The sequence below is a fragment of the Phormidesmis priestleyi ULC007 genome (assembly GCF_001895925.1).
Taxonomy (GTDB): Bacteria; Cyanobacteriota; Cyanobacteriia; order Leptolyngbyales; family Leptolyngbyaceae; genus Phormidesmis_A; species Phormidesmis_A priestleyi_A.
The window spans coordinates 314,239-326,446 of sequence record NZ_MPPI01000001.1 but is presented as its reverse complement, the minus strand read 5'-3'; the positions used below and the strand labels follow the sequence as shown (position 1 = coordinate 326,446).

Genomic DNA, 12,208 nt, shown 5'->3' with positions numbered 1-12,208 from the left:
TTTTCTGTAGCGAGGATCTCAACTACTGCAACCCATAGAGGCTGAGGAATAGTAAGAAGACTAAGATCAACCCACCAAAAATCAGGAGATTCTTTTGCCCTGGCGTTAGTGTGTTGACCCCAAAGCCATACCCTAAATTCTCTTTAAACCCAGACGGGCTGTTGAGCGGACCGACATTCTGAAACTTAGAGGTGGGCACCCCGCAAACCGGGCAGCGCCAGCTAGGGGGCAAATCCTCAAAGGGAGTTCCCGCAGGAATATTGCGGCGATCGTCTCCCTTGATCGGTTCATAGACATAGCCGCAGGCTGAACACTCGTGACGATCGAGCGATTTTGGATCAATAACTTCGGTACTCATAGATTTAGGAGAGGGTAGAGGACTAGAATGCCAATCTTAAAATCTCCGTTAATTATTATGACATTATGACCTCCCCTTTTTAAGATCCAATTAAGAGAAATGATCCGGGATGGGTTTATAGAAAATTCTCGATTGATGGTGAGTGAGATTTCTTGGCTTGCAGGTGTTTCAATATACGTCAGAAGGTCACGCCCATCTATAATGTGAAATGTGAAGAAGAAGTAACACAAGCGTTTTGATTCACCCTACGAGAGGCGGCTATCACTGTGTTTGTCCTGACTGGCTACGAATATTTTCTGGGCTTCCTACTCATCTGTAGTTTGGTGCCCGTCCTAGCATTGACGGCTTCTAAGCTGGTTCGTCCGAGTCGTCGTGGCCCCGAACGCCGCACGACCTATGAATCCGGCATGGAGCCGATCGGAGGAGCTTGGATTCAGTTCAACATTCGCTACTATATGTTTGCGCTGGTTTTCGTGATCTTCGATGTTGAAACGGTCTTTCTCTATCCGTGGGCAGTCGCCTTTAGTCGATTGGGGCTATTAGCGTTCATCGAGGCCCTGATTTTTATCGGAATTCTCATCGTCGGTTTGGTCTACGCTTGGCGCAAAGGAGCGTTGGAATGGTCATGAACTCGGAACTCACTGCAAAAAATGGCTCTGCTGAGGGTTTGATTAACCCGATCGAGCGTCCTAACATTACTCAAGAACTGTCTGAAAATGTAGTTCTGACGAGCGTCGATGACCTCTATAACTGGGCAAAGCTTTCTAGCTTGTGGCCGTTGCTGTTTGGAACTGCCTGCTGCTTTATCGAATTTGCGGCGTTGATTGGTTCGCGGTTTGACTTCGATCGCTTTGGTTTAGTGCCGCGATCGTCGCCTCGTCAAGCGGATCTGATCATCACCGCAGGCACGATCACGATGAAGATGGCTCCCGCACTCGTTCGTCTCTATGAGCAGATGCCAGAGCCTAAATACGTCATTGCGATGGGTGCTTGCACGATCACAGGCGGAATGTTCAGTGTCGATTCTCCGACAGCGGTTCGAGGTGTGGACAAACTGATCCCGGTTGATATTTATCTGCCTGGTTGTCCGCCCCGCCCTGAAGCGATCGTGGATGCGATCATTAAATTACGGAAGAAAATCTCCAACGAGTCGATCCAAGAGCGAGGTGCTTTACGCCAAACTCACCGCTACTACAGCACGACTCACAGCATGAAAGCGGTTGCCGAGATTAATGACGGCAAATATCTTGCAGTCGCCGATCGACAAACGCCTGCCGCCGAACTGAGAGAAGCAATGGGTCTGCCGATCGCCCCCGCACTCAAAGCAACCGAAAAGGAGGGTCTCGATCGTGGCTGAAGAAACCAAACCTACCGCGCCTGAAACCGAAGCGGCGATCGTCGAAGCGGGCAAAACTTCAAAGTGGCTGACTCAAAACGGCTTTGAACACGAGTTTCTAGGAAGAGATGCCAGTGGTACTGAAATGATCAAGGTCGATGCGGAACTTCTGATTCCTTTTTCGACCGCGCTCCTAGCTTATGGGTTTAACTACCTTCAGTGCCAAGGTGCTTATGATTCCGGCCCTGGTCAGGAGCTGGTCAGTTTTTATCATTTGGCAAAGTTGAGTGATAACGCCGATCGACCCGATGAAGTGCGGCTCAAGGTCTTTCTGCCCCGCGAAAATCCTATAGTGCCGTCGGTTTATTGGATTTGGAAAGCAGCAGACTGGCAAGAACGCGAGTCGTTTGATATGTATGGCATCATTTATGAAGGGCATCCCAGTTTAAAGCGTCTCTTAATGCCTGCCGATTGGGTGGGCTACCCGCTCCGCAAAGACTATATCGCTCACGACTTTTTTGAGCTGCAAGACGCATACTAGCCTTTAAACCGCCGAGTCGCGTCACTCAAATCAAGCTCCTCGCTAAAGTGGGGGGCTTTTGATCTGAAGGGGAGCCAGAGAGAAGGTCTGCGTCGATTCCAACCCAAAATCTGCTTAATCATCTGTAACCCCTCAGTGATAAGCTGAGAAATGGCGGATAACACGCAAAGTTTTAGTTTTTAATTGTTTGTAATAGCTGAACCACACACTAGGGCGTAAGCATGGTCACAACCGCAGAGAAGACGAATATCGGTCACATTACTCAAATTATTGGTCCCGTTCTAGACGTTAAGTTCTCGAATGGCAACATGCCACAGATCTATAACGCCCTGACCATCAAAGGCACCAACGAAGCCGGACAAGAAGTGTCAGTCACCTGCGAAGTGCAGCAACTTCTGGGCGACAACCAGGTTCGTGCTGTTGCGATGAGCACCACCGATGGTCTAGTGCGCGGTATGGAAGTAGTGGACACAGGCGCAGCGATTAGCGTGCCCGTCGGTGCTGCTACCCTGGGTCGAATTTTTAACGTGCTGGGTGAGCCTGTTGACAACAAAGGTCCTGTAGGCACTCAAGACTCCATGCCGATTCACCGCGATGCTCCTAAGCTAGTCGAGCTAGAAACCACGCCCTCTGTGTTTGAGACGGGCATTAAAGTGATTGATTTACTGACTCCCTACCGTCGCGGTGGCAAGATTGGTTTGTTTGGCGGCGCAGGTGTAGGAAAAACCGTCATCATGATGGAGTTGATCAACAACATCGCCACCAATCACGGTGGAGTGTCTGTATTTGCAGGTGTCGGTGAGCGCACCCGCGAAGGCAATGACCTCTACAACGAAATGATGGAATCGGGCGTGATTAATAAGGACAACTTGAGTGAGTCCAAAATCGCGCTAGTTTATGGTCAGATGAACGAGCCACCTGGTGCTAGAATGCGCGTCGGTCTGTCGGGTCTGACGATGGCAGAATATTTCCGCGATGTGAACAAGCAAGACGTGTTGCTGTTTGTTGATAACATCTTCCGGTTTGTGCAAGCGGGGTCGGAAGTGTCGGCACTACTCGGACGGATGCCTTCTGCGGTTGGATATCAGCCCACTCTCGGCACTGATATGGGAGACCTGCAAGAGCGAATCACCTCGACTACCGAAGGCTCTATCACCTCGATTCAAGCGGTCTATGTCCCGGCGGATGACTTGACTGATCCTGCTCCGGCAACCACCTTTGCTCACTTAGATGGAACGACCGTTCTGTCTCGTGGCTTGGCATCGAAAGGCATTTACCCCGCAGTTGATCCGTTAGATTCGACTTCGACGATGCTGCAACCCGCGATCGTCGGTGACGACCACTACGATACGGCTCGTGCGGTGCAATCGACGCTCCAGCGCTACAAAGAGCTACAAGACATCATCGCCATCTTGGGTTTAGATGAATTGTCAGAAGACGATCGGACGATCGTGGCTCGTGCCCGTCGAATTGAGCGCTTCCTGTCTCAGCCTTTCTTTGTGGCAGAAGTGTTTACTGGATCTCCTGGCAAGTATGTCTCGCTAGAGAAGACCATCCAAGGCTTCAAGCGCATTCTTGCAGGTGAGTTAGATGACCTACCAGAGCAGGCATTCTACCTCGTTGGTGATATCGACGAAGCCGTTGCTAAAGCCGCAAAAATGAAGGCAGAAGCTAAGTAGAAACGGAATGAGTTTTGAGTTGATTTCCGACGGCTCAAAACTCACCCCTATCGACTGCTTTTATTTTGGAGAAAATTATGGTTTTAACCGTTCGTGTGATTGCACCAGACAAAACCGTCTGGGATTCTAGCGCTGAGGAAGTGATTCTCCCTAGCACGACAGGACAACTGGGTATTTTGAGCGGTCACGCGCCTTTGCTTACGGCTCTAGAAACGGGCGTGATGCGCGTTCGTTCAGCCGATAAAACTTGGGTGCCGATCGCGCTCATGGGTGGCTTCGCTGAAGTCGAAAACAACGAAGTGACTATTCTAGTCAACGGGGCTGAACGGGGTGACAGCATCGATCGTGATGCAGCCCGTGCTGCCTACACCGAAGCTGAATCTCGCTACAGCCAACTTCAGCAAAGTACAAACAAACAAGAACAAATTCAAGCAACCCAAGCCTTAAAGCGCGCTCGTGCTCGTCTTCAAGCGGCAGGTGGTGGAGTCTAATCGCTTTTAATTTGTCTACAGAAAAAGGGGAGGACTGATAATGTCCTCCCCTTTTTTAGAATCGTTTGGAGTTTAAGGATGCGAGCGATCGTTACACCCGACCCCTCAGCATCTGTGCCATTTCATTAATCTTAGGCGACATCTCCAGCGCCACTTCTTCTGTAATCCGTCCTTCTTCATAGAGTTTGTAGAGAGACTGATTCATGGTACACATGCCGTCAAACGTACATTTGGGAATGATGGCTTCAATCTCATCGATCTCACCTTTGCGAATGTAGTCTCTAATCGCATCGGTATTGATCAAAATGTCGTGGAAGGCGGCACGTTTGCCATCGGTAGTGCGGCACAAACCCTGAGCGATGACACTAATTAGAGATTCTGCGAGAGAAACCCGCATCGGTTCTTGCTCACTGGGATTGTATAGGCTGAGAATTCGCTCGATCGTTTTGACAGCGCTATTGGTGTGCAGCGTTCCCATCACTAAGTGTCCAGTTTGGGCAGCTTTCAGGGCGGTGTTGACGGTTTCTTTATCGCGCATTTCACCCACCAAAATTAGATCCGGGTCTTCCCGCAGAGCCGCTTTGAGAGCGCTGTCAAACTTGTGAGTGTGGATTCCCACTTCTCGGTGCTTGATCAAGGCTTTTCGGCTTTTGTGAACGAACTCGATCGGGTCTTCAATCGTGATGATGTGCTTAGGCATCTCCTTATTGATGTAGTCAATCATTGCCGCCATCGTCGTGGACTTACCCGAACCTGTCGGCCCCGTCACCAGCACTAAACCCTTGTGATAGTGACAAATATCTCTCAGGACGGGAGGCAGGTTTAATTGCTCCATCGTCAAAATGGTTAGCGGAATCAGACGCATGACCATCGCAGGGCCGTGCAGCGAGTCGAAAATGTTGATCCGAACCCGTGCAAACTCGTATTGAGTCGCGCCATCAAAGTCTAGAGTTTCTTCAAACTTTTGAATCTCTGCATCCGTTAAGACTTCTCTCAACCAGCCGAAGAAGGTTTCGCGATCGGTCACCGGCCAGTCGGTCGTATCAATCTCCCCTCGATTTCGATAGCGTGGCACCTCGCCAACTCCAATATGAACGTCTGAAAACCCCTTGTCATAAGCATTGCGAACTAGCTGCTCTAACGTGGGAGAACCCGAACTATTGGCATTGCGGGCAGTGCTAGGAAGGTTTGGTGGCGACGCTGGGCGATGCCCTCCCATTGCAGAGGTTGAAGGCACCGCCCCGGCAGGCGTTCCAGAGGTGCGCGGAAATGAGCTGACGGCGGTAGGAGAAGAATGGTTTGTCGTCATCGGTGTAGCAGGCATCACCATTGTTTCCATCGATGCGTTCCCTATCTTTGCGATCGTGAGGTCAGCCGCCTCGATCGTAGTGTTGTAAGCAGAAACCCGCATAAGTGGGGGCGGCGCAGGTGGGACACGAGGCGCGGGGGGAGGCGTAATAGACGGACGCTGGGGTTCTGGTGTCATATCCTATGTGGGTATAAAAAAGCCCTAAATATCATCTTTGGGGTCTTGGTCGAAGCGGATGTAATCACCTGAGTGAGTGTTACGAAGACATTTAGAAGCTTCACTGGGGGCAGGACGCAACTAGAATTAGAGGGGGCTTGATGTTATAGAGCGGTTCAGGGAATTTTTACAGTTTTGCTAAAAAGCTAGACCCCTCAACAAAAGGTTTCCCAAAACTTAAAGGCAAGTATCAAACTCGCCGTCCTCAGAGATTTGTCAACAATTGTTTAGATCGTTAATCAATGAGCAATCCAAACGCTTGGTATGTGGTCAGACAAGAAGATGGCTCGTGCAAAGTTGTGCCAGCCGATGAGGTGGTGATTGGGGAGACATCGACTCAACGCGAACAGTGGGGACCTTTTGAGTCACAAGGAGTCGCGATCGCTCGTCGAGTCGGCTTAATTCGCGCAGGCAAGTGCAAGCCCGTCTAACTATAATTATTTTTTAGCAGAGATTTGCTGATTTAACACTTGTAACGCTTTGGCAAACTGAGGATCTTCGGACGTGCCAATCTTGTCGCGATCTCGTCCGAGCGCCTGACGCTGTTGGTCACTCAACTCGATGACGACATCGGGGTCAATTCCATGCTTGTTAATATCGCGACCCTTAGGAGTTAGATATTTGGCGATCGTCACCGCTAACCCTGAGCCATCTCCTAGCCCGCGCACTGATTGCACTAGCCCTTTGCCAAAAGTTTTGGTGCCGACGATCGTGCCGCGATTGTTGTCTTGCAAAGCGCCTGAAAGAATTTCGCTGGCACTCGCCGATCCGCCATCGACCAGAACGACTAGAGGTTTATCGGTCAGGGCACGACGATTAGCGTCTTCGCGATCGGATTCACCCTGACGATCAACCGTTGAGACAATTCCGCCTTCTTGAATCCACATCCGGGCAATGTCTACACTGGAATATAGTAAGCCACCTGGGTTCGATCGCAGATCTAAGACATACCCGGTTACTTGCTGCTTCTCTAAATTTTGGATGGCTTCCCGCATTTCGGGCGCAGCATTGGCGCTAAACTGCACCAGACGAATGTAGCCAATATTGCCATCTGGGGTCTTTTTGCCACTATAGCGAACCGGATGAATCTCAATTTTGGCGCGATTAAGCTGATATTTAAACTCCTGATTGTTACGCATCACGGTTAGCTGCACCTGAGAGCCAACCGGCCCCCGAATTAGCGTCACCGCTTTGTTAACATCCATCCCATCGGTGCTTGTGTTGTCAATTTTGGTAATGATGTCTTTGGCGATAATTCCCGCAGTCGCAGCCGGGCTACCTTCTATTGGCGAAATCACCGTCAGCTTCTTGGTCTTCTCGTCTGCTGCAAGCTGAATGCCTACCCCTGTCAATTCTCCAGAGGTGTCAATCTGCATGTTCTTAAACTCTTCTGGATCCATAAACCGGGTGTAGGGGTCACCCAATTTTTTGAGCATCTCGCGAATTGCGTCGTAAGCTTCTTTTTTGCTGGCGTAATCGCGATTGAGATATTGAGTGCGAACGGCTTTCCAATCGACTTGATGAAAGGTGCCATCGACAAAGCTGCGATCGATGATGTTCCAGACTTCATCGACTACTTCTTTCGGATTTTCACGAAAAAATGCCTGAACCTTCGATCGCTGGATTCCAAACCCTGTAATGGTTACCGCCGTGACTGCGGCGGCTGTTGCGCCGAGAACAATCGCTCTTTTCGTGATCGCCATACCACTAAGCCGCAAGAAAGAACTGCAAGATTATGATCAATTTAACACAGGCTGAGAAGTGCTGTCCGGGTTGAATGCCAGAGTTTCTGGACTTCTACTTTGCCTGATTTCGCACCTGACGCGCAGTTTCTAGGAGGGCTGCCCACCGCTTTTGCAGTTGTTTTGCAGTCCACTTCAGGGTTTGAGTGATCTCGTGGTCACTCGTGGCGGTTCGCTTCAGGTTGAGAAGCTGGGTTTGATCAGGCGTAAGTTGAGCTAAAAATGCGTCCCATTCTTGAGGAGGAAGTCCTAGATTTTGGTCGAGATCGGCCCCTAACCACTCGTGGACAAGCTTCCAGCTTTGGGAGATGGCAAACTTTTCAACATGGTATTTAAATCGTTGCTGAAGATAATCGCGCTGACGCGGAGACATGGATAAAATATCGTCGATTTCAGGAACGGACAGGTCTTGAAGTTTTAGGGTTAAATAATTGACGCAATCGGTCTGTCCTTGTGATTCGAGATATTGAATTAGCTCACCCACTACGCGATCGCGCAACGCCGATTCTGAGGGGTCAACTTTGTCAGCGACCATTTGCTCTCGAATCATTTTTAGAATCGGCGATCGCCCATAAGCTTCGGCTTCGTCTCCTTTTGCCGATTCCATTGCCGTTTCAATATCAACCGCGATTTCGTGGGGTTGGCGATTCGCAAACCGTTGAGCGCGCAAAATCACTAACTGCTGATTGTGTTGACTAGGAAGGGTAATTCTTCGCTTGGCATACTGTTCAGTAAATGCCATATATTCAGCCAGTTGCAGCCGGGTGCGGGGCTGATAGGTTTCTGCTAGTTTATTTTCTCGTCGGAAGGCTCTGAGTGACTCAGTGTAAAAGCCTTGCAGAAAGTCTTCGATCAGGCTGTAGCGGGCTTGAAAGCTCAGTTGTAGGTGAGCAGGCGCGATCGGGCGATAGACCATCGTGCTGAGAATGCTGTGTAGCTCGACGCGACCTTGCTGCGAATTGAGACGATAGTAAGTGACACACTTTTGCAGCCGATAACGCGCCAGCGTCAGCCGCCAAGAGCTGATTTCGCCCGAAGTCTGAATGCGATCGCTTTTAAGACAAATGCGCTCAACTTCGGTCGCGATGCGATCGGTGATGGCTTGAATCGCTTGACCCGTGATCTGAAGGTCTGCTTCTAGCTCAGTGGCTAAAAGACGGGCTAATTTTTGAGTTTCGGGAGAGAGTTCTTCAACTTTGGACTCAATCTTTGATGCGTCTAATGGAGAATCGGACTCGATCGCGGCAGGAAAGGTTGCTTCATGCGGGAGCGACTTTGCGGATTTGGTGTTCATAGCGGAACTCAGACTTTGGTAATGCACACCAGTGGCTACACGATGCTTCCCGGTCTTCCGGTAAGTTTAGCGATCGGTAGGTCAGTTCTTCAGTTGGTCACTTTAAGCGACGCAACCTCTAATTGGCACGAGGTCTAATCGAGTCAGCGCAAATCGGTGCAGGGTCTACAATCTAAGCGCCTCCGTATAGGCGATCGTCCAAACCTGTCAAACAATATACTACTGTGTTTCCGTGGACGATCGGCAAAGTGGCAGCTAGACAAAAACTTAATAGGACTTACGCAAACCTCGGTGGTTTTAACCCAGAATCAAGCATTGTGACCGACAGAGTGGCTTAAACCTCCGAGGTTTTGGTCACTACCGCCAAGTCTGCGATCGCTTCCCATCCCAACCCTCGCCGAACTACAGTGGGTTCGTCGCTCGTTAAATCTAAGATGGTGGAAACTTGATCAGAAGGTTCTTCTCCAGTGTCTACAATTACATCGACTAGACCGTCCATGGCATCAAACAGTTCCGCTAGCGATAAATTTTCAGAATTGCGTTTGGCTGGTACGGGTTGATCATTCGTGGAAATGTGGGCAGAGGTGGAAATGATCGGGTTTCCGAGTGACTCTAACAGAGCTTGACACAAGCGATGATCGGGGACGCGAATGCCTGTAGTTTTGCGTTTGGGGTGCATCACCAATTTCGGCACCAGCTTGGTTGCTGGCAGCAAAAACGTGTAGGAACCCGGAACCAGACCTTTCATAATCCGATAAGCCTGATCACTCACGACTGCATATTGAGCAATGTTAGACAGCGACGGACACAAGAAGGTGAGCGGCTTATCGTTAGACATTTGCTTGAGTTGTCGAACTCGCTGCACGGCTGATTTAGAGTTGAGGTCGCAGCCGATCGCATAAGCTGTGTCAGTCGGGTAGAGCATCACAGCACCGCTCCGCAGAGCACTAACCACTTGATCAACGCCTCGACGCTGCGGATTGACAGGATGAATTTTATAAACGGTTGCCATAAAGTTAAGACGAAGTATCAGGTGTAGGGTGTAGGGACTATCTGAGTTGCTATGGCGATGCAAAAAGTTGCTTATCTAGAGTGCCCAACTGGAATTGCAGGGGATATGTGTTTAGGAGCGCTGGTGAGTGCAGGCGTTCCTTTAGACTACCTGACTGCGAAGCTCGATCGATTGGGCATTGCCGAGGAGTATCGCTTGCGGGCAGATCTAGTTCATCGAAACGGGCAGCAGGCGACGAAGGTTTGGGTTGACTTGCTGGATGCTCATTCTCACACTGGTCACGCTCATGCAGGACATCATCATCATCACGCCCATGATCATGCTCATCACCAGCCGAAAGAGCAGCAGAAAACAGGGTCGCGACTGCGGCACCTGCCCGAAATTGAGCAGATGATCCAACGGGCAGAGTTGCCTCGACGGGCTGAAGCCTGGAGTCTCAAGATCTTTCGGCAACTGGCAGACGCAGAGGGGGCGGTGCATGGAGTTCCGGCAGAACAGGTGCATTTTCACGAAGTCGGAGCGATCGACGCGATCGTCGATGTAGTGGGCACCTGTTTAGGACTCGACTGGCTGGATCTCGATCTCATTTACTGTTCGTCACTGCCGACGGGAGGGGGAACGATTCGCGCAGCGCATGGTCGGTTGCCAGTGCCAGTGCCAGCCGTGCTAAAGCTCTATGAGTTGCGAAACGTACCCATTTATAGCAATGGCATCGATCGAGAGCTAGTCACCCCGACCGGGGCAGCGATCGTCACCACTCTAGCAACTCAGTTTGGTGCGCCCCCGGCGATGACGTTGCAGAAGATTGGACTGGGTGCCGGATCGCGTGATTTGCCAATTCCCAACATTTTGCGACTGTGGATTGGCGGGGCGAAAGATATCCACGAGAATTCGGTTCATCACACCCATTCTTTGTCCGATGCGATCGTTCCTCAATTGGTTGCCAATTCTGAAACCATTTCGGTTCTCGAAACTCAGATTGATGACCTGAACCCACAGGCGATCGGGTATGTGTTTGATGCATTGTTTGCGGTCGGTGCAGTGGATGTGTTTACTCAAGCGATCGGCATGAAGAAATCGCGTCCGGGGGTCTTGCTGACGGTAATTTGCCCAACCGAAAAAGAGCTTGCCTGTGAAACAGTTTTGTTTCGAGAGACTAGCACTTTGGGAATTCGTCACACGGTTCAGCGGCGATCATGGCTCGATCGGGCATTTCACCCCGTCGAAACCGAGTATGGAACCGTTCAGATCAAAGTAGCGCGGCAAAAAGACGGCACGATCGTCAACGTGCAGCCAGAATATGAAGACTGTGCCCAGCTTGCCCGTCAGCACAATGTCGCTTGGCGAGAAATCCATCGAATTGCTCTACAGACCTGGTATCTTCGGCAGTCATGAAAAAAGCCAGGATGATCTCCTAGCTTTTTTCGTCTTAACAATCGTGTGGTCTACAAGTACGATCGCTGTGGATTAGTCTGCGTGTTGAACCCTGCGATTGGTGCTTTTGACAGCATCTTCAGTGGCTTGTGCAGCCTCTTTAGCAACACCCTTAGCGCTACGAGCAGCATCCTTCGCAGCATATTCAGTATTGTCTTTGATATTTCCAGCCGCGTTCTTTGCGCCTTTTAGTGTGTTTTCACTAGCATTAGAGGCTCGATCGCCGATCGCTTTTGCATCATCTGCCGTGTTCTTAGCTGCTCCTTTTACGTTGTCTGTCAGCTTTTTCGTTCTCTCACCGAGTGGGGCACCAGAGCGGTAATTGTCAACATATTGATCAACACTATCAATCCCCTTGGTGTTGATGTCGCGCTCTGCTCGATCGACAAGCGCTTTAGTTTTTCCAGCAGTTCCTTTAGCGGCTTGACCCGGAGCCGTGTCGCTAAAGTTATTCATGCCGCCCTCATAGGGTTGGTTTTGTCCAACTGGGTTAGAGCCTGCACCTCTAGACACTTCGCTCTGGGGCACTCTCGCTTGGGCGTTTCCTGCACAAGCCGTGCTAACGAACAATAAAATCCCAGCCAGAAAAGCAGTCAAAACCTGACCTAAACGAATTGATTTAATGACAGAAACAAGTTTATTCATAAATACTCCTTTTTGCTTCAAACCGATAGGCTTGAAATCTTTACTACAAGGGTTGATGAAGTCTCATAAGATTTAGACTCTCATCAATTTAAATCGCCTATCAACATTACAAATCTATGCTCTCCGATCGCCTCTAGCGAAAGGCTCATTC

13 protein-coding genes are annotated in these 12,208 nt (G+C 50.1%); 7 read left to right on the top strand and 6 right to left on the bottom strand.

Annotation, left to right across the window (positions count from 1 at the left end):
* Positions 1-22: 22 nt before the first annotated feature.
* On the bottom strand, positions 23-358 hold the full coding sequence (locus BRW63_RS01455) for a rubredoxin (protein WP_073069122.1): 336 nt from the start codon (positions 356-358) through the stop codon (positions 23-25).
* 266 nt (positions 359-624) lie between these two features.
* On the opposite strand from BRW63_RS01455, the gene ndhC reads away from it, so the two are divergent.
* From ndhC to atpC, 5 genes are all read left to right on the top strand, one after another.
* Entirely contained in the window at positions 625-987 is a 363-nt protein-coding gene (gene ndhC / locus BRW63_RS01450) for a photosynthetic/respiratory NAD(P)H-quinone oxidoreductase subunit C (RefSeq protein ID WP_073069121.1), read from the top strand.
* Positions 978-1,715, top strand: coding sequence for an NADH dehydrogenase subunit K (locus BRW63_RS01445; protein WP_073069120.1), 738 nt, complete (start codon positions 978-980; stop codon positions 1,713-1,715). Before ndhC ends, BRW63_RS01445 begins: the two co-directional genes overlap by 10 nt.
* Positions 1,708-2,235, top strand: coding sequence for an NAD(P)H-quinone oxidoreductase subunit J (locus tag BRW63_RS01440; protein WP_083582612.1), 528 nt, complete (start codon positions 1,708-1,710; stop codon positions 2,233-2,235). Before BRW63_RS01445 ends, BRW63_RS01440 begins: the two co-directional genes overlap by 8 nt.
* 221 nt (positions 2,236-2,456) lie before the next feature.
* Positions 2,457-3,914, top strand: a complete 1,458-nt coding sequence (gene atpD / locus BRW63_RS01435) for a F0F1 ATP synthase subunit beta (RefSeq protein WP_073069118.1) — start codon at positions 2,457-2,459, stop codon at positions 3,912-3,914.
* Between the two features lie 77 nt (positions 3,915-3,991).
* The gene (atpC, locus tag BRW63_RS01430) at positions 3,992-4,405 is read left to right on the top strand and encodes an ATP synthase F1 subunit epsilon (protein ID WP_073069117.1); all 414 of its coding nucleotides are present in this window, start codon (positions 3,992-3,994) and stop codon (positions 4,403-4,405) included.
* Between the two features lie 91 nt (positions 4,406-4,496).
* Here atpC and BRW63_RS01425 read toward each other — a convergent pair whose 3' ends face one another.
* On the bottom strand, positions 4,497-5,891 hold the full coding sequence (locus tag BRW63_RS01425; protein ID WP_073069116.1) for a type IV pilus twitching motility protein PilT: 1,395 nt from the start codon (positions 5,889-5,891) through the stop codon (positions 4,497-4,499).
* A 281-nt stretch (positions 5,892-6,172) separates the two neighbouring features.
* Here BRW63_RS01425 and BRW63_RS01420 point away from each other — a divergent pair, with 281 nt between their 5' ends.
* Positions 6,173-6,361, top strand: coding sequence for a DDE transposase family protein (locus tag BRW63_RS01420; RefSeq protein ID WP_073069115.1), 189 nt, complete (start codon positions 6,173-6,175; stop codon positions 6,359-6,361).
* A gap of 6 nt (positions 6,362-6,367) precedes the next feature.
* Here BRW63_RS01420 and ctpC read toward each other — a convergent pair whose 3' ends face one another.
* The 3 genes from ctpC to BRW63_RS01405 all read right to left on the bottom strand — a co-directional run bounded on the left by ctpC (position 6,368) and on the right by BRW63_RS01405 (position 9,978).
* Positions 6,368-7,633 (bottom strand): carboxyl-terminal processing protease CtpC, encoded by a 1,266-nt coding sequence (gene ctpC, locus BRW63_RS01415; protein WP_073069114.1) that lies wholly within the window; start codon positions 7,631-7,633, stop codon positions 6,368-6,370.
* Positions 7,634-7,727: 94 nt separating this feature from the next.
* Positions 7,728-8,966, bottom strand: coding sequence for a hypothetical protein (locus BRW63_RS01410; protein ID WP_073069113.1), 1,239 nt, complete (start codon positions 8,964-8,966; stop codon positions 7,728-7,730).
* Positions 8,967-9,300: 334 nt separating this feature from the next.
* Positions 9,301-9,978, bottom strand: a complete 678-nt coding sequence (locus BRW63_RS01405; protein WP_073069112.1) for an L-threonylcarbamoyladenylate synthase — start codon at positions 9,976-9,978, stop codon at positions 9,301-9,303.
* 57 nt (positions 9,979-10,035) lie between these two features.
* Between BRW63_RS01405 and larC the strand changes: the two genes are divergently transcribed.
* On the top strand, positions 10,036-11,373 hold the full coding sequence (gene larC / locus BRW63_RS01400; protein WP_073069290.1) for a nickel pincer cofactor biosynthesis protein LarC: 1,338 nt from the start codon (positions 10,036-10,038) through the stop codon (positions 11,371-11,373).
* Between the two features lie 72 nt (positions 11,374-11,445).
* Here the strand turns inward: larC and BRW63_RS01395 are convergent, their stop codons facing one another.
* Positions 11,446-12,057 (bottom strand): DUF6658 family protein, encoded by a 612-nt coding sequence (locus BRW63_RS01395; protein WP_073069111.1) that lies wholly within the window; start codon positions 12,055-12,057, stop codon positions 11,446-11,448.
* Positions 12,058-12,208 lie beyond the last annotated feature (151 nt).